Source organism: Bradyrhizobium sp. LeoA1Lang (genome assembly GCF_055413685.1).
The window spans coordinates 65,841-89,736 of record NZ_JBVAPG010000004.1 but is presented as its reverse complement, the minus strand read 5'-3'; the positions used below and the strand labels follow the sequence as shown (position 1 = coordinate 89,736).

Genomic DNA, 23,896 nt, shown 5'->3' with positions numbered 1-23,896 from the left:
GGTGGCGTTGTCAGCTCTTCGGCCAGAACGGCTGCGCCAGCGCGAGCTCGGGCGGGAACACCGTCACTGGCACACCAGACTGCCACTGCACGATGGTCATGCCGGCGCCGACGCGACGGCCCTTCTCGTCGAACTTGATCTCACCCAGCGGGTAGTATTTCGAGGGACCGGCATCCATGCTGCGCAGGGCTTCGGCGACGGCAACGCGGTCGGCCTTGCCGGCCTTCTCTAGCGCATCCTTGATCACCCACATGTCGCCATACGTGGAGATCGCGTTCTGCGTCATCCACGGCTCTTTGTAGCGGATCTTCAGCTCGGCGATCAGCGCCTCGTGTCCCTTGGCGCCCCAGCTTGCGACGCAGGTCAGGACACCCTGAAGCAGCTCGGGGCTGACGGTCTGCAGCATGTCCGGTTCGGCGATCGCGATGCCGAACGAGATAGTCGGTACCTTGCCCTGGCCGAGACCGAATTCGTTCATCTTTTCCAGCAGCAGTTTCGCGTCCGAAATCACCGTCGGCAGGAAGAAGAGAAGATCGGGTTTCGCGGAGCGAATCTTCTGCACCAGCGCGGCGTGAACGTCTCATCGACGATCAACTGCAACTGGTTTTCCGCCAAAAGGCTCTCGCGCATCGATTTCGCGGATGCGGTGGACGCCGCCGTATTGTCGGTGAGGATCGCAACCGTCTTCGGCCGCTTGCCGGAAGCCGTCTCCGCCAGCTTGATGATCTGCGGCAACGCCTGACGAGCCTGCGAGCCCGCCGTTGCCGAGGTCTGGAAAACGTATTTGAAGCCGCGATCGGTGATCAGGTCCGAGTAGGAGAGAGTGAGGACGGGCAGGTTGGCGCGCTCGGTGACCTCGGTGACGGCGAGCGTGAACGAGGAGAGATAGGCGCCGCTCGCCGCGACCAGGTCGGGCTCCTGCGCGACCATGCGCTGGGCGGCATTCTTGGCCTTTTCCGTGGTGTCGCCGGAATCCAGCACCAGCAGTTTCAGCTTGGCGCCGCCGAGCGCCTTAATGCCGCCTTGAGCATTGATGTGATCGACAGCCATTTCGGCGCCTTCACTCATGACCGTCCCCGGGCGCGCATAGAGCCCGGAGATCGGCACCAGCAAGCCGACCTTCACTTCCGAGGGCTGCTGTGCCCACGCGCGGGATGGGATCAGCGTGCTGGACGCGCCCACAAGCAGCGTTCGCCGCGTCACTGCGGTTCGGTTCTTCCCAGTCATGACGATTCTCCTCCGCGAATGGTCACGAGGCTGCCATCAGGATTTCTTCGGCCAGAACGGCTGCGATTGCGCGAGTTCGGGCGGATAGACGGTGACAGGCACGCCCGATTGCCACTGCACGATGACGACGCCGGCGCCGACTCGGCGGCCCTTCTCGTCGAATTTGAGCTGGCCGCCCGGATAGTATTTCGACGGGCCGGCATCCACGGTGCGGAAGGCCTGCGCCACGGCCTGGCGATCAGCCTTGCCGGCCTTCTCCAGCGCTTCCTTCATCAGCCACATGTCGCCATAGGTCGAGATGACATTCTGTGTCATCCAGGGCTCCTTGTATTTGGCCTTGAGCTCCGCGATCAGATCCTCATGACCCTTCGACCCCCAGTTTGCGACGATCGTCATGATGCCCTGCACGACGTCGGGGCTGACGCTTTGCAGCATGTCCGGTTCTGCGATGGTGATGCTGAAGGAGACGGTCGGGACCTTGCCCTGGCCGAGGCCGAATTCGCTGATTTTCTCAAGCCCGAGCTTCGCGTCGGATACAGCGTTGGGCATGAAGAGCAGGCAGGTCCGGCTTCGCGGAGCGGACCTTCTGGATCAGAGGAGTCGCATCGGACAGGGGTGGCGTCCAGACTTCCTCGACGACGAGCTGCAGTCCTTCCTGCGCGAACAGTTTTTCCTTGAGCGCCTTGGCGGTTGCGACCGAGGTCGCGGTGTTGTCCATCAACATCGCCACGGTTTTCGGCCGCTTGCCGGATGCAGCTTCGGCCAGTTTCATCAGCGTCGGCAATCCGAGTTCGGATTGACGGCTTGCGGTTGCCGCGGTCTGGAAGATGTATTTGAAGCCGCGGTCGGTCAGCAGATCCGAATAGGACAACGTCAGCACCGGCAATTCAGCGCGCTCGGTTACCTCGGTGACCGCCAAAGTGAAAGAGGAGAGATAGGCGCCGGTGGCGGCGACAAGGTCGGGCTCCTGCGCCACCATGCGCTGCGCTGCGTTCTTGGCTTTCTCGGTGGTATCGCCGCAGTCGATCACGACCAGCTTCAGCTTCGCGCCGCCAAGCGCCTTGACACCGCCCTGCGCATTGATGTGCTCGATGCCCATCTCGGCGCCCATCTTCATCACCTGGCCCGGTCGGGTATAGATGCCGGACAACGGTACGATCAGGCCGACCTTGACCTCAGCCGGTTGCTGTGCGCGCGCCACCCGCGTGAGACCGACGGCGGCGGCAGCCGACAGCACGCTACGGCGGGTCAATCCCTTGGTCGTCTTGTTCATCTTGTTCTCGCTCTCCATTGTTCGTTGGCTCGTCACATGCCGAGATAGGCCTTGCGCACGCGATCGTCGGCGCGCAGGGTTTCGTTGTTGCCTTCGAGCACGACGCGTCCGGCCTCGAGGACATAGCCGTGATCCGCGGACTCGAGCGCCTCCGCCACGCGCTGCTCGACCAGCAACATGGTCAGGCCGGACTGGCGGCGGATCTCGATCAGCCGCTCGAAGATGAAATCGGCGGTCGATGGTGCAAGCCCCATCGAGGGCTCATCCAGCATCAGCAGTTTTGGCGAGGAAGCGAGCCCGCGCCCGATCGCGAGCATCTGCTGCTGGCCGCCGGACAGGGTGCCCGCGAATTGGCCGCGGCGTTCCGCGAGCACCGGCAGCCACGCGAAGATGCGCTCGATATTCGCCGCCCAGTCGCGCCGGCCGCTCTCGGTCATCGCGCCCATGTCCAGGTTCTCCATCACGGTCAGCGAAGGGAAAACCTGCCGGCCTTCGGGGACGTGGGCGATACCAAGGTGGGCCCGCTGCGCAGGCGGTACCGCGAGGAGATCGACACCATTAAAGGAGATTCCGCCCCCGCTCGGCTTCAGGATGCCAGAAATGGTCTTGAACAGGGTCGTCTTACCGGCGCCGTTCGGTCCGACGATGGCGACGAACTGACCTGCATCGATATTGATGGATACGCCGTTCAGGACGGGCTTTGCCGAATAGCCCGCGCTCAATCCCTCAATGCGGAGCATGGGCCATCCACTTCTTGCCGAGATAGGCCTCGATCACGCGGCCGTCGCGCGTGACCACCTCCGGCTCGCCCTCGGTGATGACGGCGCCATGGTCGAGTACGAGGAAGCTGTCGACCAGGCGAACCATCGCCTGCATCGTGTGCTCGATGATGGCGATCGTCATGCCATCGCGGGCAAGCTGCTGGATCACGGCGACGACCTCGTCCGCCTCGCCATGGCCCAGGCCCGCGAGCGTCTCGTCGAGCAACAGGATGCGCGGCTGCCCTGCGAGCGCGCGAGCGAGCTCCATCAGTCGCAGTTCCTTGGTCGAGAGCTCGCCGGCGACGCGGTCTGCCACCGCGGCGAGGCCGACGCGCGCTATCGCGTCAGCGGCAAGCTTTCGCGCCTCTTCGTCAGTCCGTGCGCGCACATAGGCGCCGACCACGACGTTGTCGAGGATCGACATGCGCAGGAATGGACGCATGACCTGGAAGGTGCGGCCGATGCCGGCCTCGCAGATGGTATGCGGCCGCTCGCCGGACATGTTGCGGCCGTCAATCAACACTTCGCCCTGGTTCGGTCGCAGGAAGCCGTTCAGGAGATTGAACAGCGTCGTCTTGCCGGCGCCGTTCGGGCCGATGATGCCGAGGATTTCGTTCTTGTGCAGTTTGAAGCTGACGTCCTGGACGGCTTTCAAGCCGCCGAAAGAGCGCGAGAGGTTCCGGACCTCGAGCACAACTTCGCCGTTTGCGGCGCGCTGTCGAGCCGGCCGCGACGCCGTCACGGTTGTTGCCGGGGCCTGCGAATCATCCAGCGTCGCGGCTGCCTTTGGTGCAAGCCGCTTGCGCAGGAGATCTCGCAACTTCCAGAATAATCCTTCCGGAGCGACCAGGATGACGCAGACGATGGCAAATCCGAAGATCACGCCCTGAATGCCAGGGAAGCGTGCGCCAGCCTCGGCATGCAGGATCTCGGCAAGCGGGATCAGGATCACGGATCCGATAACTGGTCCCCAGACCGTGCCGACGCCGCCGAACATGGCGACCGTCAGCGCCTGCGCCGACACCAGCATGCCGAACACCGATTGCGGGGTGACCACCAGCAGCACCTGCGCATAGAATGCGCCGATGGCGGCGGCTATCGCGCCGCTGAGCGTGATCGCACGCAGCTTCCAAGCCAGCGTATTAATGCCGGCGGCTTCGGCTGCGGCCTCGTTCTGCTTGATTGCCAGCAGCGCCATGCCAAAGCGGGAACGTTCGATGAGGCGCGTCAGCAGGATCGTGGCAAGCATGATCGCCAGCGCCAGTAAGGTGTAGAGCCGGGGATCGGCAAACTGCATATAGGCGATCGGGGCGTCGCGCTTGATCGGGAGCGTGACTTCCTGGAAGCCGAGCCACTCGAACACGTAGAGAATGGCGAGCGGATAGGCCAACATCGCCAACGCGAAATAGTGGCCCTGCAGGCGAAAAGTCGGAAATCCGATCAGCAGCCCGGCAATGCCGCCAAGCATTGCGGCGACCGGAATCAGGAGCCAAGGCGACAGGTCGAAGTAGATTTGTCCGAGCGCTGTCGTATAGGCGCCGATCCCGAAAAAGGCTGCGTGCCCGAACGAGATCAGTCCGGTGTATCCGCTCAGCAGATTCCAGGACAGCCCGAAGACCGCCCACACCGGAACCAGCGTCAGAACCAGTTGATAGTACGAGTTGGTGACGCCGAGCGAGATCGCCGCATAAGCGATCGTGAAGACGAGGGCAGGGACCAGCAAGCGCAATTGGGGCACGGTCATGTCCTCTCGACCATGCGCCCGAAGAAGCCTTGCGGACGGAAGAAAATGATGAGGAGGAACACGACAAAAATCGCTGCGTTCTGCAACTGCGTCGGCAAGATCAGTGTCGACATCTGCTGGACCAGCCCGATCGTCATGCCGCCCCAGAAGGCGCCGATGATGCTGCCCATGCCACCGAGAACGACGCCGGCATACATGACGATGACGTAGTCGAGCCCGACAAAGGGATGGAACGGATAGTTGGTGGCGAGCAGGCCGCCGGCAATGGCCGTGATGCCGGAGCCGAGCGCGAAGGCGGTGCGGTGGGCACGGTCGACATCAATGCCCATATAGGTCGCGGCGGTTGGATTGTCGGCGGCGGCACGAAGCGATTTGCCGATCCGAGACCGCGTGATCAACAGCGACAGCAGCGTCATGATCAACAGCGAGACGACGGCGTCGATGCCGCGCGCCTTGTTGATGAAGATGCTCATGTCGAAGAATGGGCCGAGTTCCCAGGCCGAACTCGACAGTGGCGTGCGGATTGAAGCCAGCACCGATCCGAAGATGATGAGGCCGCCATTCTGGAGAATCAGCGCAATGCCGAGCGTCAGGATGAGTTGGGCGTAGTGACCTTCACCCTCGAGCGAAGCGGTGCGCGTGCCCGACACATGCGAAATCAGCGTAAGGTGAACGAAATAGCCGAACAGCGCGAGCACCGGACCAGCCAGCAGGATCGCGATGAACGGCCCGACAGCATTGCCGAAGACGGCCTGGACGCCAGCGGCGGTGAACAGGTAGAAGGCGACATACATGCCAAGCATCATGAAATCGCCATGGGCGAAGTTGATGACCCGCATGACGCCGAAGATCAGGCCAAGTCCGACGCACATCAGGCCGTAGACCGCACCGATCAGCAGGCCTGCGGCGAGGGCTTGCAGAAATCCTTCCATCAGCGAGGTCTCCGCGGTGCAGAGACAAGGCCGATTTGCCGGCGATCCTTCGCGGTCGTCGCTGCAACGCTGGTCTCCCGGTCCGCCATTTCACCTCCGCAATGTCTGGCGTTTTCTATGATGCCGATCGCAAAATCCGCTCCGGCGATTCCAGCCGGCATTGCGCCGCGATCACACTGGCATCGCCAAGCTGCTCGCAGCCATCGATGAGTTGTTCGAGGCGTTGTGCGCGGTCTTCGCCGATGACGCGCGTTGCCGCAGTCCGATAGCGTGCGCGAATGTCTGTAGGCGTTGCCGGAACGACATCGGCCAGGGCGTGTCTGATCGTCCTTCCGTCACGCAGTAACACAGTCACTTCCGCGCTTTGCTTGCCGGGGAAGGAAGCGGTGAAGCCGGGATCACTCTGCAGGCTGGATGCCGCAATGAGGCGGAGGATTTCGGGATCGTCCAGCTCCGCGTAGTTCTCTTCCTCGATCTCGCCTCGCGCGAGCACTGCTGCGACGGTGAACGGAATGCTCATCTTCGCCTGGAGCGTGTTCCGGTAGGGCCCATTCGAGTCGCATCCCGGATAGCGAACGGCGGCATCGGGAGCGCGAATGACGATACGATCAACGTCATCCATGCTGGCGAGCTCGTGCGAAGCTCGGAGCGCTGCCTGTGCTGCGGTTTGGGCGAAGTTGCAGGCGGGCGCCGGCTTGTTGTAGACGGCCATGATCTCGCACTCGCCGCCTGCGAAGAGTTCGATGCTGACGGGCGCTGTCTCGCGCCGATAGGCCGCGAACAGGCCGGCTTCGCCTTCGAGGATCGTCTCCGACCCGAATGCGCCGGCTGCGGCGAGGCCTATTGCCTTGATCGCATTGCTCGCAGCAAAGCCGGGATGAAAATACATGTCCGAGGCGCCCGTGTGCGGCCACTGGTTCAGGCCGCTTGAGGTGTTGGCGGCGATCGCCATGGCGCTGGTCGCGGCGTCCTCGGATAGTCCGAGTGCAAAGCTTCCGGCCAGCGCCGCACCAAGCGGCGCAACCAGCCCTGTCGGGCGGTACAGGCGTGCGAGGTCGGACGTAAGGAGCGCGCGACCGATCCGCGCACCGGTCTCGTAACCGATGATGGCGGCGGTGAGCAGGGGGGCGCCACGCAACGGTGCCTGCTCCGATAGCGCGAGCAGGGTTGGCCAGATCACGACGCCATGATGCGATATGCTGGCGGCATGCATGTCTTCGCGCACCAGACCGTGCCCCATCACGGCGTTGGCGAATGCGGCCTCAGTCGGCGCGGCAAGCCGCGAGGTTCCGATGATGGTTGCGCCGTCGCCGGTGGCGTGCGCGATCGTGACAGCCTGACGGCTCCAGGGATGAGTGCCTGCTTCGAAGGCGCAGGACAGGAAATCGAGCAGGCAGAGCTTTGCCTTCGCGATCACCTCAGGGCCGAAATCCCCGAGATCGACGGCAAGCGCGGATCGCGCCATCTGCCGCGCGAGCGATGCCTTGCCGGATCCGGTCGGGCCGATCGTCATCGCAATCGCTGCTCCCCTGAAGCGTTATGATCAGCCGCGCATCTGCACTCCGGCCCATTCCTCGACTACCTTGGCGATCGAGGTGAAATCGGATGCGGCGCCATATTTGGCGTTGGTAATCGCCAGCATTTGCCGCACCACAGCGCCGCACACCATGGGCACACCCATGGCTTCGGCCTCATCGACGCACAGCCGGACGTCCTTGTAGGAGAGGCCGGTGGTGAAGCCGAAATCGAAGGTGCCGGGCAGTACTGAACGCGGGAACTTGTCTTCGGACGCGCTGTTGCGACCGCTGCTGGCGTTGATGATATCAATCAGGACCTTGGCGTTGACGCCACCCTTCACGCCCATCGCCACCGCTTCGGATGTGATCACCAGAGCCGCCGCTGCCATCAGATTGTTGGCGAGCTTGGCTGTCTGCGCCACGCCGGGCTTGTCGCCGGTGTAGAACAGCTTGCCGAAATTCTTCAGGATCGGCTGGACAGTCTCATAGGTCGTCTGCGGGCACGACACCATCACCGCCAGCGTGCCGTTGACGGCACCCTTGATGCCGCCACTCACGGGCGCGTCGACCAGTGTCATGCCTTTTGCTTTCAGACCCTCTGCCACGAGCTTGGCTACGCCCGGGCCGGTGGTCGAGAGATCGATCACGATTCGCGCGCGGCTCCCGCTGCTGATCCCATCCGGACCGAGCGCGACCGCCTTCACAATGTCGGGAGTGGGTAGGCTGGCCAGCACGATATCCGCGCGAGAGGCGACATCGGCCGGCGATTTCGCCATGTGGGCACCGCGCTTGACCAGCGGTTCGGTCGCCTCGCGCTGTGTGTCATAGACGACCAGCGAATAACCGGCGTCCATCAATCGTCCTGCCATGGGGCCGCCCATGCGGCCCGCACCAATGACGCCGAGCGTCTCTCCGGCCATCGTTCACTCCCGTGTCGCGCGTTTCCAGGATGAACGCGCTCTTGTTGTTATCGCCGCTTGTCGTCGTCGAGGCAGCGGTTTCTGCACCCGCGGTCCCAACTGTTCGGATTGTCAGTCAATCTGTCAAGCAGAACATTTTGTGGTCGACAGTTGGCCGCGGGTCGGCTTAAGGTTTCGGAAAGACGAGGAATGCGCTCAGGTGCCACAAGAGAAGGTTTCAAGCGTCAGCCGGACGCTCGCCGAATTTGTCGCCGCCACATCATGGGCGGATGTCGCGGAGCAAGGTCATGATGCGAAGCGGGCAATTCTCAATTTCTTCGCGACCGCACTGGGTTCGGCCCACGATCCGGCGGTGACGATCGCGTTGCGCACATTGTCGCCGTTCAGCGGTCCTCAGACCTCGATGATCATCGGTCGTTCCGAGTGGCTCGATGCCCTGTGTGCGTCATTCATCAATGCCATCTCCGCCAACCTGCTCGACTTCGATGACACCCATCCCGAAACGATCATTCATCCGGCTGCGCCAGTCGCGGCTCCGGTGCTGGCACTTGGACAAGCGCGCCGGTTGCCGGGACGCGATGTGTTGACTGCATTCATCCTCGGTGTCGAGGTCGAGTGCCGCATTGGCAATGCGGTCTCGCCGCGCCACTATGCGCGTGGTTGGCATATCACCTCGACCTGCGGGATATTCGGCGCGGCGACCGCTTGCGCAAAGCTGCTGGGACTACCAGCAGAGGGTATTGCAAACGCGATCGGGATTGCCGCGAGCCAATCGGCGGGCAATGTCGAGAACCTGCCGACCGCCGCCAAGAATGTGAGCGTCGGCAATGCCGCGCGGAACGGGCTTTTTGCCGCACTGTTTGCGGAGCAGGGGTATGCGGCCGCGCCCCGTGCCATCGAAGGGCCGCTCGGATGGGCGCGCACCATGGGCGACGAAGCCGATCTCGACCGTCTGCTCGGCGGCCTCGGCAACACCTGGGAGATCGCAAGAAATACCTACAAGCCCTATCCAGCCGGCATCGTGTTCCATGCCGTTATCGACGCTTGCTTCCGTCTTCGCGATCGGATCGGCAAGCGAACCGATCAAATCGATTCTGTGACGGTGCAGGGCTCCGCATTGTTGCTGGCGCGCGGCGATCGGCCAGTGCATAACGAGCGCGATGCGCGCGTGAGTATCCATCATTGCGCGGCATGCGGCTTACTCATCGGCGCGGCCGGCATTGGCGAATTTGCGCACAAGACAGTGTTCCAACCTGACGTCGTGCAGTTGCGGCAGAAGGTGAGGGCTGATCTTGACGACACGATGCCCGATGGCGCTGCGCGGGTGAGTGTGCGCCTCGTGACCGGCGAAGTCTTCACTGAGACCGTCACGTCGCCACGGGGCAGTCTGGCCGATCCGCTCACCGATCGCGACATCGAAGCCAAATTGCGCGCGTGCGTGCGGGCCGGCGGAAGCGATTGGGACGCGGACGGCGTTATCGAGGCAGTCTGGCAAATTGATGTGCTCGATGACACCTCCGAATTGATGCTGCGCTCTCCAAACCTGAAAGGACGATCATGAGCAAAAGCGAGTTGTTCGAAAAGGGCCTCAAAGTTCGCAAGGAAGTACTCGGCGAGGACTACGTCAACAAATCTATCGCGGGCGCCGACGAATTCACCCGGACGATGGCGGAATGGTCGACCGAGTTCTGCTGGGGCGCACTGTGGACACGGCCCGGACTCGATCGGCGTACCCGCTCGATCGTCAACCTGGCCATGCTCGGCGCGCTCAATCGGCCGCATGAACTGAAGCTTCACGTCAAGGGCGCCCTGAAGAATGGACTGACCAAGGACGAGATCAAGGAAATATTGCTACAGGTCGCCGTCTATTGCGGCGTGCCCGCCGGCATAGACGCATTCCGCAATGCACGCGACGCTTTCAATGAGATTGAGACGAAGTGATCTGCAGGAGGCTCGTCGGCCCGCCTCTCGGCGATGGCCGACGAGCGATCCTGGGGTGAATGCTTTCGAGTAGCAGCCGTTAGCCCTTTGGGCTTTTGATCAGTTCTCTCGCGACCTCGATAAACCGCGCGGTCAGCGGGGAAAGGCTGTCATCCCGCCAGGCCAGCGCGATATCCAGGGTTGCTTTGGCATCTTTGATTTCGAGCGGCTTGATTCCCGGCGGGAGCGTCGAAATGAACGAGGCATCGAGAATCGTGCAGCCGAAGCCCGATCGCACGAGCTGAAGCAGCACCGGCAAGTCGTCGGCCTCCTCGACAACGTTCAATGTCACTCCCTTCGCGGCAGTCATATCGTCGACAAGCATCCTGAAGCCGCGCCATCGACTTGCGGTACCGATCACGATCGGTGCCATCGCCATGCGTCGCAGTGTTATCGATCGTTGCTTGGCCCAAGCGTGACTGGCGGGCACAATCGCGATGAGCCGTTCGCGCGAGATGGGGATGCTCTTCTGCGGACCCGACGACACATTGGACATCATGAAGCCGAGGTCGATAGTGCCTTCATTCAGCGCTTCGGATTGCTCCGATGACGCAAGCAATCGTAGCCCGACCTGCGCTTCCGGATACTTCTTGCGGAACTCGATGATGACATCTGACATTGGACCGGTTGCGGCGAACGTAGAGTAGCCGACCATCACCGTGCCGCTGAGACCCTGCGCCACAGCGCCGGCGCGCGCAAAAGCACGTGTTAACCGTCGCATCGCTTCGGCCGCTTCGCGATAGAGGGTTTCGCCGGCAGGGGTTAGCGCCACATGACGCGTCGAGCGCTCAAACAGGGGAAAGCCGAACTGCCTCTCGAGGTGTCGGATGCTGCGGCTGAGAGCCGGCTGAGCGATTCCCAACATCTGAGCCGCTTTTCGGAAGCTCAGCGTTTCCGCAACAGCAAGGAAGTACTGCGTCTTGGCGTGAAGCGAGGGATGGATCATCTGGGGAACTGATATCACGTGGTTATCAATCTGAGCTCATTTAGTATTGGACAGGCATGAATACTATTTGCCAAATCCGTAGGCAATGATGCGAATGCTGGACGCGGCCTGTAGTTCCCTGCTGCCGCCGAACCAGCGAGGCGAAACGGAGGAAGCATGCCCCAAGCGAAGGCGATGATCGTCGCGGCACAAGCCGAAGCGGCGGAGGCAGGGGCGATGATGCTGCATGCCGGCGGCAACGCTATCGATGCAGCGATCGCCTGCGCGCTTGTGCAGGGCGTGGTGGACCCGCTGATGGCCGGTATCGCCGGGTTCGGAAGTGCCGGCATCTACTTCCCGGCGCAGAACTTTCACAAATATCTCGACTTTCATGCCCCGTCGCCCGCCGCTGCACGACCCGACATGTGGGCGCACCTGATCGAAGGCGAGGCCCGGGACGGCTATGGTTTCATTCTCAAGGGCAAGGTCAATGACGTCGGTTATCAATCGACCTGTGTTCCGGCGTCGCTGAAAGCATATTTCGAGGCACACGCCAGATTCGGCGTGCTGCCGTGGCGCGACATTGTGGCTCCAGCTATCGAATGGGCTGAGCGCGGCTGGATGGTGCGTCCGCATGTCGAGTTTTTCTGGTCCGATCCCGGCACGATGGGGCGTGCGTCCGGCGCGGAGCGGTTGGCGTTCTCGCCATCCGGGCGAAGCCTCTATTGTCGCGACGACGGCACGCCGAAGCGCGTGGGTGATCTCGTGCGCAATCCGGACTATGCCAAAACGCTCCGCCTCATTGCCGAGGGGGGCTCTGACGTTTTCTATAGGGGTGAACTCGCGCAGCGCGTCGCACGCGATATGCGGGAACACGGCGGCCTGATCACCGCCGAGGATCTCGCATCATATCAGCCCAAATGGCTCGATCCGCTGCGAAGTACATATCGCGGCTACGAAGTCACCACCAACAATCCGCCCGGCGGCGGCCTCATGCTCATCGAGATGCTCAATATGCTCGAGCGGTTCGACCTGGCGGATATAGGACATAACAGCGCCGAGTATCTTCGCGTCGTATGCGAAGCCATGAAGCGCGCGACCATCGACAAAGATAACTTCATGGGCGATCCTGGCTTCGTCGACGTTCCCATCTCACGCCTGGCGTCGAAGGACTATGCTGCGGCCATGGCGAAGGACATCGCGGCCAGGATCAAAGCAGATGTGCCGCGCCTCAATTCCGGATTTCCGTCGAAGGATACAACCCAGGTATCGGTTATCGACCGCGACGGCAATTGCGTGACCATGACTCATTCGCTGGGAATGCCTTCCGGCGTGATCACCGACGGCCTTGGCTTCTTTTATAACGGATGCATGGCCGTGTTCGACCCGCGGCCGGACCGGGCGGGTAGCATTGCGCCCGGCAAGGCGCGCTTCACTTCAGTGTGCCCTTCGATCATTCTTCGTGATGGCAAGCCTTACCTGGTGATTGGCGCTCCGGGCGCCACCCAGATTGCGATGGGCGTGCTGCAAGCGATCCTCAACGTCCTCGATTTCGGCATGACGATGACCGAAGCGGTGAGCGCGCCGCGGTTCTCGGCAACCAGCAACGCGATCGATGTCTCAAATCGGATCATCCATCGTACTACCAGACAGCTCGAGGCTGAGGGATACGAGGTGATCCGCAGTCCGTACACGTTCGGATTCGCGGCCGTCCACGGCATCCGCATCGATGGCGACAAGCTCGACGGCGGAGCCGATCCCGGGCACGACGGGATCGCACTGGCCGTCTGAGCTGTAGACAACAACGAAAATTCCAGAGGGGAGAACGATTGTGAAGACATCAAGCTTGGGATTGGCCGTGGCTGCTGTGCTGGCGTCGTGCGCCGCCGCGCACGCGCAAGTTTCCGACGACGTGGTCAAAATTGGGGTGTTGACGGACCATTCGGGCGGATTCGCGTATCTCGTCGGCAAGCATTCGGTCGAGGCCACACAGATGGCCGTTGATGACTTCGGAGGGAAGGTTCTGGGGAAGCCGATTGTCGTCGTTACCGCGGATCATCAGAACAAGGCCGACATCGCCTCTACTTTAAGTCGCAAGTGGTTTGACACTGAAGGCGTCGATGCGATCACGGACGTCGCCGGCTCGGCGGTCGCGCTGGCGACGCAAGAGATTGCGCGTCCGCGCAACAAGATCCTGTTGATCTCGGGCGCAGCGACCACAGAGCTCACGGGAAAGGCCTGTTCGGCGACCACGACGCAGTGGAGCTATGACACATACTCGTTCGCCAAGGGCACGGCCAGCCAAGTGACTAAGCAGGGTGGCACTTCCTGGTTCTTCCTGACCAGCGACTATGCCTTCGGTCATTCTCTTCAGAATGATGCGAGCCGCTTCGTCGAGGCGAATGGCGGCAAGGTAGTCGGCAGCGTACGTTTTCCCTTTGGCTCACCGGACTTCTCCTCATTCCTCTTGCAGGCGCAGGCGTCGAAAGCCAAGGAAATCGGGCTGGCGATGTCGGGCGCCGATCTGCTGACCGCCATCAAACAGGCTCGCGAATTCGGTATCGTCCAATCCGGGCAAAACCTGGCGAGTCTGGTGATCTATATCAACGACATCGAGGGGCTTGGACTCGACGTCGCTCAAGGTCTGACGCTGACCACCTCATTCTATTGGGATGCTAACGACGAGACCCGGGCCTGGGCCAAGCGCTTTATGGAACGCTCGGGTGGCTTTATCCCAAATCTGATCACCGCCGGCACTTATGCCTCGGTGATGCACTATTTGAGGGCTGTGCAGGCGGCCGGCACCGATGACGGCAGAGCGGTCGCCGCGAAGATGCGGGAAATGCCAGTGAACGATTTCTATAACAAGAACGTTGAAGTCCGGGTCGATGGCCGTGTGATGCACAAGACTTACCTTATGAAGGTGAAGTCTCCCGCCGAATCCAAATATCGCGGCGATTTCTATCAGGTGTTGGCTGAGATGTCCGGCGAGGAATCGTTCCGTCCGCTCTCCGAAAGCCAATGTCCGCTGGTAGAGAAATAGCTCTGCGTCAGTCCTTAGGGGAACGCCGCAACCAGCCTGTTCAAGTTCAAGGAGACGGTCTGGTGAAGACGTAGACCAGACCCGTAAGCATGAGCACTCCGACGCTTGCCATCAGGATCGGGCCAGGCGCGGTTCCGATCCAGAACAGCAGGAATCCGAGGCTCATGCCGGCAAGCGCCAGCAGCTTCGCTCGCGAGGGGATCGCGCCATGCTCATGCCACGCACGCAGTGCCGGCCCGAAGCGAGGATGGGAGAGGAGCCAGTTTTCAAGCCGCGGCGAGGATCGCGCGAAGCAGGTCGTGGCAAGAATGAGGAATGGCGTTGTCGGGAGCACTGGCAAGAATGCACCGACAAAACCGGTGGCGACGAAGATGAAACCGAGAACAAGATAAACGCGACGCATCGGCCGCAACCACCATGCAAGAGGAGGGCTTGTGACGGATGCCGAGCTTATCGTAGTTCCAGGTCGGCGGCGCCGATCGTAGTTCCAGGTCGGCGGCGCCGGCTGGGCGAAAGGGCTGGATCATCATCTGGTCGTTATGCGACCAGATCAGAGGCACGCCCGCGCGCATCGATGAGGTGTACCCGTTCGATCCGCGCGGGCATAAGCAGTGACTGGATGCGCGGCTCCGCCATGAGGCTGAAGGCGGTGGACATTGCATCGGCGGCGGTCGCATCGGCGGAGACCGTGGTCACGCTGCGGTAGCGTCCGGCGCACCCGCCGCTCGACGGGTCGAACAGGTGGTTGAAGCGACCATCGGCATCGAAACAGAAGCCGTAGCCGCCCGATGTCGATACCGCCCGGTCGATGATCGGAATGACCGTCGCGGTGACGCCTACCGAATCTGGGTCGGCAATCCCGATTTCCCAAGGCTGTCCATCCGGACGCGGTCCGATGGCGCGGCTCTCGCCCATGTCGACGAGACTGCGCGCGATACCTTGCGCGCGCAGGAGGTCGACGATCCTGTCCGTGACATGGCCTTGCGCGATGCCGTTCAGGGTGATCGCAGCACCGCGCGGCATCGAAATGCGGTCGCGGCTGACGTGAAGCCGGCGGTAGCCCACATTTGCGAGGGCCGCCTGCACGTCGGCCAGGGCCGGGCCGTTGGGATCGGCGTGGGCGCGCGAGAAATGATCGGCATAGAGACGCCATAGCGGCTGCACAGTTGGATCGAACGCCCCGTTCGTCAGCTTGGCATAACGCAAGGAGATTTCCAGGAGCTCGACGAGTTCTGCAGCAGGGTCGACCAGCACGCCCGTCCGGTTCAGCTCGACCAGGGCGGAGTCTTCTCGATAAAGGCTGAACAGCCGCTCGAGCCGTCGCGCTTCCGAGCAGGCTGCCGCGATCAGGCGTTCCGCTTCATGCGGGTGCTCGTGATGGATCTTCATGGTGGCGACGGCTCCGAGCATCGTGCCGCGCCAGGTGAGCAGGTTGGCGTCCGCCCTTGCCCCGCGTCCGAAAGGAACGAGGGAAAGGCCTGCCGCCGCGGCGGTGATGCAGATAAAGCGGCGGCGCGATAGCATCGCGGCCATGAACCTCTCCTCAATTCGTCGAGCCAGGCGCGGATGGTCTGTCGTCCGTCGACGCGCTGGACTCGTTCGATCCCAGCACGTAATCCCGCGGCACCTCCGTGAAACCAACGATCTGTCCGCCATTCTCGGCGACAAACTTCTCCGCGGCGGCCCGGTTCGAGAACGGCACAGCTTCGGCGCCGCCCATTCCGCCCTTGATGCGGCTGCCGATTACGAACAGCGCCTTTCGCGCCTCCACCCAATTATCCGCGCCGGGCTTGTCCCAGCTCGGTGCCTTCGCCATGTCGGAGACGTAGATGGCTTGGATGTCCTTCGGTTCGTCCGGCAGCATCGTGAAGGCGATGGCATCGCGCGCCGAGGAGAACCAGACCGGTTCGATCAGGCCAGCGGTCAGGATCTGTCCCTTCGGCCCTGGGTGCTCGAGCACGTTCATGCCGCAATAACGGCCGATCGCCTCCGCCGTCATCGCGTGCGGCAGCGGGAGCGCGGTCTGCTGTTTTTCGTTGCAGCCTGCGAGCAGGATCAGCGCGAGCAGCGTGTGGACAACAGCAATACGCTTCATAGCTCCCTCCGGGAGAACGACAGGCTTGCGGCTGTCAGTGGAATAAGTGTCCACAGCGCGAGCGCCGCCACGAGGACGCGGACCGACAACGTCGCGCTGCCGGCAAGCCCTGCCATGCCCGAGAATGCGCTGACATTGGCAAAGCCGGTCAAATTGAGGAGTCTGTAGATGTCGGTCGGATTGAGGAGGAGCAAGGTGTTGAGAACAGGGCCCGACATGTTCTGACCCTTGTCCAGGACGAGGAGGCCGAGCAACGCCATGTCGTAAACCAGCACGAGCAACAGCCACAGGCCGATACAGACGCCAGCAGCGGTGCCGCGGTCGCGCACCTGCGCGCTGACCCAGTAGCCGATTGCAATGAAGACCGCTCCCAGCAGTACGGAGGAAGCGATCATGGCGATGAATGCCTCCAGCCCCTCGCGATCCATATCACTGCCCGTTGCCAACAGGGCTGCGACGGCAGCCCCATAGCCAAAGCAGGTCGCGAAGGCGAGCACGGCGAGATGTCCGCAGAATTTCCCGACCAGCACCTGCCAGCGGGCGACTGGGTAGCTCAGGAGCAGGAGCATGGTGCCACGTTCCATGTCGCCGACGATCGCATCGTGCGCGATCAGGAGCGCAATCAGCGGCACCAGGAAGATCGTAAGGCTCGAAAGGCTGACGATGATCACATCGAGCGGACGCGCGCCCACATTGCTGCCGCTTGGCGCACTGCCAAGGAAGGTCAGCGACAACGCCAGCGCTGCCAGCAGCAGCGTTGCGGCAAGCACCCAGCGGTTGCGCACGGCCTGGCGGATTTCTTTGGCCGTGATGGTGAGAATGGCATTCATCGCTTCCGCTCCGCCGATCGCAGGAAATGCGCATAGAGTTCGTCGAGACTCGGCGACATCACGTCGATATCCTCGACCGAGGTATCGGCTGCAGTCACGCGCCGCAACAGATCGATCTTTTGCTCCGGTGCCGCATCGATCTCGACAACGTGGCCGTTGAGCCGCCGGTATGGCGCGGATGCGGGTAGCCAGGCGGGTACCTCGCCTTGAGCAAGGCCGGATATTTTGAGCCGGATCCGGGTCGGCAGTTGCGCCAGCCGCCTCAGCTCATCGAGCGAGCCATCGGCGACCTTGACCCCGCGGTTCATGATGATCACGCGTCCCGCCCGTTCCTCGAGTTCGGTCAGCGCGTGCGAGCAGAGCAGAACCGTGGTGCCTTCGGCAGCAAGCCGCTGGATCGCTTCATAGAAGGTCTGGCGCAGTTCCGGATCGAGACCGGTGGTCGGTTCGTCGAGCAGCAGCAATTGCGGCCGTCCGATCAACGCTTGCGCCAGGCCGAGGCGCTGGCGCATGCCTTTCGAATAAGTGCCGACGCGCCGGTCGACGGCTGCGCCGAGCCCGACGATATCAAGCAGTTGCTCCGCCTTTGCGATCGGCTCCTGCTTCAGCCGAGCATAGAAGCGCTGCGTCTCGCGTCCGGTTAGCGTGGCATCGAAGGAAACGTTTTCCGGCAGGTAGCCAAGCCGGCGCCGCGCCGAAAACTGACCTGCGGCGGGATTCTCGCCGAGGACCCGGATGGTGCCGTGCGTCGGATGAATCAAACCCAGCATCAGCTTCATCAGCGTGGTCTTGCCGGCACCGTTGTGACCGATCAAGGCGACCATTTCGCCTTGGTCGAGCTCGAACGAGGCGCCGGACACCGCATCGATCCGCCCATACCGTTTGCTGACGTCCGTTATTCGCACCGTGGTCATGGCCGAATCCCTTCCGCAAGCTTGCGGCGCGCCGGCGGCGACATCAGCGGATGACTGTCGACGACGCCGCCGGGCAGCAGCGCGGGAAATTGTCCCTGCGCCCACCGGATCACCTGCACGGCGGGACTGTTGATCAACACTTTTGCCGCAGGCGCGGTCCACAACACCCGGTCGATCAGGTCGTTAGGCCGATACGCCGTATCGGCAATACCGTCGCCGTTGAGATCGAAAGCCGGGTTGTCGCTCCAATAATTGCCGCGCCCGCCCTTCGACCAGTCGAGATAGCGAGTACCGACATACTTGACCTGGTTGGAATTGTTGACGAACGCATTGTCGATGATGGCGTTGCCTTCGGAACCTGCAGTGAAATGCACGCCGATTTCACAGCCTTCGAACCAGTTGTTCTCGAGCCGGTTGTTGTTGGTGTTGTAGATGAATACGCATTTTTCCGGACCCAGGCGCGGAGCCTTGGTCTGGCTTGCCTGCGCGGCGGTGCCGGCTTCCATCTGCGACATGCCTTCTTCCGCGGCACGGCTGTCTGATGTCGCCCAGCGTTCGGCCGGCTGCAATCCGCCAATCACGGTGTTGCCTGTGATTTTCGAACCATTCGCAGCGTTGAACAGCATACCTCGATCCCGATCGCGCTCGGAAACATTGTCCCGAACCACGAGCCGGTTAGAGAACATGAAGGCGAAGCCGATGGTATTCCCGGTCGAGACGTTGTTCGTGATCTCGCCGTCATTGGCGTACATGTAGTGGATCGCGAAGCGCAGGTTGCTGAAACGGTTGCCGCTGAAAAGATTGTTGCGGCTCGAGATGACGAAGATGCCGTCGCGCCCGTAGCGGAATTCGTTGTCGATCACCTTGGCCCCGGGAGCATTCCACACCGACACGCCGTTGCCGGCCTCGCTGATGCGCGTCTGGTGCAAGCCGGTGATGTGGTTGTGGCGAACCACGGCATCGGGAGCCCCGTGCACATAGACGCCGAACAGATTGTCCTCGATGCGGTTGTCCTCGATGACGGCGTCGCGCGCGGATTGCTCGACAAAAATGCCGGAGTCCATCGTCTCGAGCGAGCGTCCGGACCCGCGCACTTCAATGCCGCGCACCACGGCGCCGGGGGCGGTGACCGTCACGACGCTGCCCTGGCCAGATCCTGCGACTACGGCTCCGCTTTCGCCGGCAAGCGTCATGCGGTGGGCGATCCGCAACGGTCCGCGATAGGTGCCGGCGGAGAGGCGCACTTCATCGCCATCCGCCGCCTGGTCGAGCACCGCCTGCAGGTCGCCCAGCTCCGGTGTAACCGCGAGCTGCGCTGCCGATGCGCGTGCGACAAGGCTGGCAGCGGCAAGTGCCGCCAGCCCGAACCGCGCCATATGGTGTGGCGCCCCCACCATCACGCGTTTCGCGGGTGCACCAACATGCGCCCGCGCATTTCCATGTGCATGGCGTGGCAGAACCAAGTGCAGAAGTACCAATAGACACCCGGCTTGTCGGCGACGAAGGTCACCGACGATGTCTGCTGCGAGTCGATCTCCATGTTGATGCCATAGTTGACGATGCAGAACCCATGGGTGAGGTCCTCGACGTCGTCGATGTTGGTGATATAGACGGTCACCTCGTCGCCCTGATTGACCTCGAACTTGTCCAGTGCGAAGGCGGGTGCGGCGGAATACATGTAGACTCGCACCTTGTTGCCGTCGCGGACGACCTTGGCGTCGCTTTCGAGCTTGACGCCGTCGGCAGCCGCCTGCTTGCGCGCTTCCTCGAAGAACGGATCGTCGCGCTTCCAGATGCTGAGAACGCGGCCTTCCAGCTTCGAACGGTGCACGATCACGGCATCATGGGGTTCGGCGAAGCTCGGACCGTCATGGACGAGGCGCATGCGGTCGCCCGAGATGTCGATGAGCTGATCGTTCTCCGGCTTGAGCGGACCGACATTGAGGAAGCGATCCTTGGAGAACTTGTTCAGCGACAGCAGCCATTTGCCGTCAGCCTCCTTCGTCTCGCCCATCGAGGCATGGTTGTGACCTGGCTGATAGTGGACGTCGAGCTTCTGGGCAATCGGGTTGACCTTCTCGCCCTTGAACGCTCGCTTGGCTTGATCGATGTTCCACTTGCACACCTGACTGTCGAGAAACAGGGTCGTGTAGGCGTTGCCTCTGCCGTCGAAGGCCGTATGCAGCGGGCCGAGTCCGAGCTCGGGCTCGGCGACCACGACATCGCGCGGCTTGATCTTGTCATCGAATAGCTGGTCGAGCAGGCGAACGTCGAGGACGGTCACCGTCGGAGCCAGCTTGCCGTTGGCGACGACATGAATCCCGTCAGGTGCGGTGTTCAATCCGTGCGGGCTGTTGGAGACAGGGATGTAGCGCGTGTAAGGCGAACCATGCCGCCCGTCGATCACGGGCACACCATTCATCTCCTTGTAGTCGCCTTTCTTGACCGCCTCCTCGATTCGCTTGATGTTGAAGACAGTGACCCAGTCTTGCTCGCTTGCGGTCATTTCGGCGAGCGTCACGCCTTTCTCGGAGTTGTAGCAGGTCGCGAACGCATATTTGCCCTGGTAGTCGCAGTCGGTATTGTCGAGGTTGCCGTCGACCATCACCTGCCAGGCGACCTTCATGGTGTCGCCGTCGACGGCGGAGAAGATCGACCAGTATTTGCTCTTGTCGTCCAGCACCTTGCCATCGTTTGGCAGCGGCACCTCGTATTCGCCGTTGCAGAAAAGATATCCGGTGCGCGGATATTTCTGCGGGCGCATGCCGTGGATCGTGTACTGGTTGGGAAGCTCGATGATCTTGTCGCACTTCATGATGTCGGTGCGAATGCGGGCGAGGCGGGTATTTGCCTTGTCGTTGATGAAGACGTAGCGGCCGTCATAGGTTCCGTCCGTGAACGACATATGCGGATGGTGGCAGTCGCCGTTCGTCCAGATGCCGAGGCGGCTCTTCAGCCGCTCGCGGGTCTCCGGCAGCAGGCCCTCCGTCATGATCTTGCGGCTCTCATTGGTCTGGCCCCAGCCAGTCGCGCTGCAACGGTTGAATACCGGAATGCGCATCAACTCGCGCATCGAAGGCATACCAACGATGCGGACTTCGCCGGTCTGGCCGCTTGAGAAGAAGACGTAGTATTCGTCGAGCTCGCCGGGCGCGATCTCCGACTTCAGGCCACCGGCACGCGCCGGCGCCGCCTTGGTCTGTGCCGCGGCCGGTTCGGGCGCAAGACCCCTGCCGAGGCTCAGTCCACCCGCGATGCCGGCGGCGCCGATCGCTGCTGTTCCCACGATCTGACGGCGGCTGATCGTCGTCGACTTGTCGTCGTCATGTTTCTCACTTGCCATGTTCGTCTCCTTTGTCTGAACGGCTGGTTAGAGCTTGTGATTGCGCGGTGGCGAGCACCGGCACCGGCTTGCCGGCGTGCGTGATGACCGTCTTCGGTCCGCTTCCGCCGGCACGCATCGAGGACGACGACATGGCCTGGAACTTCTCGCGCTTGAGCCGCACCTGGATCATGTGCGGGCAGCGCTGGTCGTCGTAGTAGAGCTCCTGGCAGTGCATGCAGTAGATGCACTCGTTGACGTTGATGTGCCCCTCGGGATGGATCGACTGCACCGGACATTCCTTGGCGCAGCGCTGACAGGGCGAGCCGCACTCCTTCCAGCGGCGCAGCCATTCGAAGGTCCGGACGCGGCCGGGGATCGCCAGTGCGGCGCCGAGCGGGCAGAGGTAGCGGCAGAAGAAGCGCTCGATGAAAAGGCCGATGAAGAGCAGGCCGCCCGCATAGGCGACGAATGGCCAGCCGCGGGCGAATTTCAGGATGATCGCGGTCTTGAACGGTTCGACTTCCGCGAAGGTCTCGGCAAGCGCAACCGAGGAGAGCGACAGACCGAACAGGGCGAGGAAGATGATGTATTTGATCGGCCAGAGACGTTCGTGAAGGCCCCAGGGCACCGTGATCTGTGGCACCTTGAGCCATTTCGCGACCGTATTGGTCAGCTCCTGCAGTGCGCCGAACGGGCACAGCCATCCGCAGAACGGACCGCGTCCCCAGAACAGAAGTCCGGCAGCGGTTGCCGACCAGAGCACGAAGATCAGTGGGGCGGCGAGAAAGAACTCCCAGTGAAAGCCGGTCACCAGCGCGTTGGTGAAGGTCACGACGTTGACGACGGAGAGCTGGGCGTTGGCGTACCAGCCAAGCCAGATCAGCACGAAGGCGAGATAGCCCTTGCGAACCCAGGTATAGAGCGTCGGCCGTCGCACCAGGATGTTCTGAAAGAAGAAGATGGCGGTCAGTACGATCAGAGCTATCGCCGTGATCGCGATCGAGGCCGGCTGCGAGCGCCAGATCCGCGTCCATAGCGGCTCTTCGCCGTCCTCCGCTGGCAGGGATACCTGTGCGCCCGGAGCGGAGGTTTGCGTCGCCGGCGTGCCGGACGGCACCGTCACCGGACGTTGCTCGGACCGCAGGTAGCGATCGGGCAGATTGTAGTCGAGGTCGAAGGTGAGAAACGCCTTGTCGCGGCTGCCGACGTTTCTTTGCACGAGCAACTGCAATTCCCAGGGCCGCGTCGGGTCGAGCGTGAATTCGGGCGGCGTGACGAACAATGCGATTTCGTGGAAGTCCGGCGCGCCGTCGGCGGCAAGCGCGCCCAGGCGCGTATGATTCCGGTCGCGGAAGCGGGTGCTGGAGCCTTCCTGAAGGATTTCGACGCGGTCGAAAATGCCGCCGCGCACATAGGCAGAGCCCTTGAAGGAATAGATGCCGTCGCCAGCGATCATGATCGCCTGCTGTCCCGGCTGCAGGCGCTCCTTCAGCCGCTCATAGCCCTCGTCGCCGAGCAGGCTGCGGCCGATCGTCGGGGCGCTGGCAAGCGCAACAGAGAGGTCGATGAAGGTATCGCCTGGCTCGCCCGCTTCAGGGTTCTGTGCGGCGGCCGTGTTTCCCGATTTCGCGAATGCATCATTGACCTCGCCGATCGTCAGGTGCAGCCGCCGCACCGAGCCGTCGCCGACAAGGCTGGCCCAGTTACGAATCTCGCTCTTTCCGAGGTCAAGCGTCTTGGTGACCGGCGGCAACGCCGCCGCGACGCTCCCGCCGCCAATTCGTCCGGTTCGAATCAGCCGTACCGCGGAGCGTACGATGCTGTCGCTCATGACCAGCACGGTCACGGTCGCGCCACTGATGATGTCGACCTGCGGCGGCCGTTCCGCACCTCGCGCGATCGGCCTCATATCCTTGCCAATCAAGCTGTTTACGGCGGCGACGATACGCGGCTCCGGAATTCCGATCAGGACGATCGGCTCCTTGTGGTCGATGAGCTTCAGGCCCCTGACGATGCCGTCGGAATCGATGCCGACCAGGATGTGGATCGGCTTGCCCGAGTAGCCGACCGAATTGGCGAAATCCGAGTTGAGATAGACAAAGCCCTGCAGTTGGTCGCCGCGATAGACGGGAACAATCGGCGGGTCGCCCTGCGGCGGACCGAAGCGATCCGCACCTGTGAAGAAGTCGCTGGGTTGGGCTTTTGGCAGATAGGTGGCGAGATCGCTCGCAGCCAGGGCCGCGCGTGTCCAGAAGATGATGCCAACGGCGACAATCACGGCCAGCGCGAATGCGACCGCTCGTCGGCGGCCATGACACGCTGAACTGGGACAAGGGGGCGTCGGCGCTAACAACCCTAAAGGGATCACCGATCCAACCACCGAAAGTTGACTCCTGTTCAGACCGGCTGT

The 23,896-nt window shown here is 62.4% G+C and carries 18 protein-coding genes and 2 pseudogenes; 4 read left to right on the top strand and 16 right to left on the bottom strand.

The window, feature by feature from the left end:
• Positions 1-10 precede the first annotated feature (10 nt).
• The 7 genes and pseudogenes from ACZYOF_RS02540 to ACZYOF_RS02510 all read right to left on the bottom strand — a co-directional run bounded on the left by ACZYOF_RS02540 (position 11) and on the right by ACZYOF_RS02510 (position 8,374).
• Positions 11-1,227: pseudogene (locus ACZYOF_RS02540) on the bottom strand (ABC transporter substrate-binding protein).
• Positions 1,228-1,263: 36 nt separating this feature from the next.
• A pseudogene (locus ACZYOF_RS02535) lies at positions 1,264-2,500 on the bottom strand (ABC transporter substrate-binding protein).
• Positions 2,501-2,532: 32 nt separating this feature from the next.
• Positions 2,533-3,240: an ABC transporter ATP-binding protein gene (locus ACZYOF_RS02530; protein ID WP_463714693.1), complete on the bottom strand. Its 708-nt coding sequence runs from the start codon at positions 3,238-3,240 to the stop codon at positions 2,533-2,535.
• On the bottom strand, positions 3,227-5,005 hold the full coding sequence (locus tag ACZYOF_RS02525; RefSeq protein WP_463714692.1) for a branched-chain amino acid ABC transporter ATP-binding protein/permease: 1,779 nt from the start codon (positions 5,003-5,005) through the stop codon (positions 3,227-3,229). The genes ACZYOF_RS02530 and ACZYOF_RS02525 overlap by 14 nt, the downstream gene beginning before the upstream one ends.
• Positions 5,002-5,937, bottom strand: a complete 936-nt coding sequence (locus tag ACZYOF_RS02520) for a branched-chain amino acid ABC transporter permease (RefSeq protein WP_130576554.1) — start codon at positions 5,935-5,937, stop codon at positions 5,002-5,004. Before ACZYOF_RS02520 ends, ACZYOF_RS02525 begins: the two co-directional genes overlap by 4 nt.
• A 115-nt stretch (positions 5,938-6,052) precedes the next feature.
• A complete protein-coding gene (locus ACZYOF_RS02515) occupies positions 6,053-7,450 on the bottom strand; it encodes an MmgE/PrpD family protein (RefSeq protein WP_463714691.1) in 1,398 nt (465 codons plus the stop codon).
• Positions 7,451-7,480: 30 nt separating this feature from the next.
• Positions 7,481-8,374, bottom strand: a complete 894-nt coding sequence (locus ACZYOF_RS02510) for an NAD(P)-dependent oxidoreductase (RefSeq protein WP_394565549.1) — start codon at positions 8,372-8,374, stop codon at positions 7,481-7,483.
• On the opposite strand from ACZYOF_RS02510, the gene ACZYOF_RS02505 reads away from it, so the two are divergent.
• Together ACZYOF_RS02505 and ACZYOF_RS02500 are read left to right on the top strand one after the other, a co-directional pair.
• Complete coding sequence (locus tag ACZYOF_RS02505) at positions 8,349-9,935, top strand: MmgE/PrpD family protein (protein WP_463714690.1); 1,587 nt, start codon at positions 8,349-8,351, stop codon at positions 9,933-9,935. The two genes, ACZYOF_RS02510 and ACZYOF_RS02505, sit on opposite strands and share 26 nt — an antisense overlap.
• The gene (locus ACZYOF_RS02500; RefSeq protein ID WP_282527870.1) at positions 9,932-10,315 is read left to right on the top strand and encodes a carboxymuconolactone decarboxylase family protein; all 384 of its coding nucleotides are present in this window, start codon (positions 9,932-9,934) and stop codon (positions 10,313-10,315) included. The genes ACZYOF_RS02505 and ACZYOF_RS02500 overlap by 4 nt, the downstream gene beginning before the upstream one ends.
• Positions 10,316-10,394: 79 nt before the next feature.
• Here ACZYOF_RS02500 and ACZYOF_RS02495 read toward each other — a convergent pair whose 3' ends face one another.
• Positions 10,395-11,318 (bottom strand): LysR family transcriptional regulator, encoded by a 924-nt coding sequence (locus ACZYOF_RS02495; protein ID WP_463714689.1) that lies wholly within the window; start codon positions 11,316-11,318, stop codon positions 10,395-10,397.
• A 138-nt stretch (positions 11,319-11,456) separates the two neighbouring features.
• Between ACZYOF_RS02495 and ggt the strand changes: the two genes are divergently transcribed.
• Both ggt and ACZYOF_RS02485 read left to right on the top strand, forming a co-directional pair.
• Positions 11,457-13,070 (top strand): gamma-glutamyltransferase, encoded by a 1,614-nt coding sequence (ggt, locus tag ACZYOF_RS02490; protein ID WP_463714688.1) that lies wholly within the window; start codon positions 11,457-11,459, stop codon positions 13,068-13,070.
• 40 nt (positions 13,071-13,110) lie between these two features.
• Positions 13,111-14,322: an ABC transporter substrate-binding protein gene (locus ACZYOF_RS02485; protein WP_463714687.1), complete on the top strand. Its 1,212-nt coding sequence runs from the start codon at positions 13,111-13,113 to the stop codon at positions 14,320-14,322.
• A gap of 46 nt (positions 14,323-14,368) precedes the next feature.
• Here the strand turns inward: ACZYOF_RS02485 and ACZYOF_RS02480 are convergent, their stop codons facing one another.
• The 8 genes from ACZYOF_RS02480 to ACZYOF_RS02445 all read right to left on the bottom strand — a co-directional run bounded on the left by ACZYOF_RS02480 (position 14,369) and on the right by ACZYOF_RS02445 (position 23,770).
• The gene (locus ACZYOF_RS02480; protein WP_282527874.1) at positions 14,369-14,725 is read right to left on the bottom strand and encodes a YbaN family protein; all 357 of its coding nucleotides are present in this window, start codon (positions 14,723-14,725) and stop codon (positions 14,369-14,371) included.
• A 134-nt stretch (positions 14,726-14,859) separates the two neighbouring features.
• Positions 14,860-15,855: an FAD:protein FMN transferase gene (locus ACZYOF_RS02475; protein WP_463714686.1), complete on the bottom strand. Its 996-nt coding sequence runs from the start codon at positions 15,853-15,855 to the stop codon at positions 14,860-14,862.
• Between the two features lie 10 nt (positions 15,856-15,865).
• The gene (locus tag ACZYOF_RS02470) at positions 15,866-16,417 is read right to left on the bottom strand and encodes a nitrous oxide reductase accessory protein NosL (RefSeq protein ID WP_282527876.1); all 552 of its coding nucleotides are present in this window, start codon (positions 16,415-16,417) and stop codon (positions 15,866-15,868) included.
• Positions 16,414-17,247, bottom strand: a complete 834-nt coding sequence (locus tag ACZYOF_RS02465; RefSeq protein WP_130576575.1) for an ABC transporter permease subunit — start codon at positions 17,245-17,247, stop codon at positions 16,414-16,416. Before ACZYOF_RS02465 ends, ACZYOF_RS02470 begins: the two co-directional genes overlap by 4 nt.
• Positions 17,244-18,161 carry an ABC transporter ATP-binding protein gene (locus ACZYOF_RS02460; RefSeq protein WP_463714685.1) on the bottom strand — a complete coding sequence of 306 codons (918 nt, stop codon included), beginning with the start codon at positions 18,159-18,161 and terminating at the stop codon, positions 17,244-17,246. The genes ACZYOF_RS02465 and ACZYOF_RS02460 overlap by 4 nt, the downstream gene beginning before the upstream one ends.
• Complete coding sequence (locus ACZYOF_RS02455; protein WP_463714684.1) at positions 18,158-19,558, bottom strand: nitrous oxide reductase family maturation protein NosD; 1,401 nt, start codon at positions 19,556-19,558, stop codon at positions 18,158-18,160. The genes ACZYOF_RS02460 and ACZYOF_RS02455 overlap by 4 nt, the downstream gene beginning before the upstream one ends.
• A complete protein-coding gene (nosZ, locus tag ACZYOF_RS02450; RefSeq protein ID WP_463714683.1) occupies positions 19,558-21,504 on the bottom strand; it encodes a TAT-dependent nitrous-oxide reductase in 1,947 nt (648 codons plus the stop codon). The genes ACZYOF_RS02455 and nosZ overlap by 1 nt, the downstream gene beginning before the upstream one ends.
• Positions 21,494-23,770 (bottom strand): 4Fe-4S binding protein, encoded by a 2,277-nt coding sequence (locus tag ACZYOF_RS02445; RefSeq protein WP_463714729.1) that lies wholly within the window; start codon positions 23,768-23,770, stop codon positions 21,494-21,496. Before ACZYOF_RS02445 ends, nosZ begins: the two co-directional genes overlap by 11 nt.
• Between the last annotated feature and the right edge of the window lie 126 nt (positions 23,771-23,896).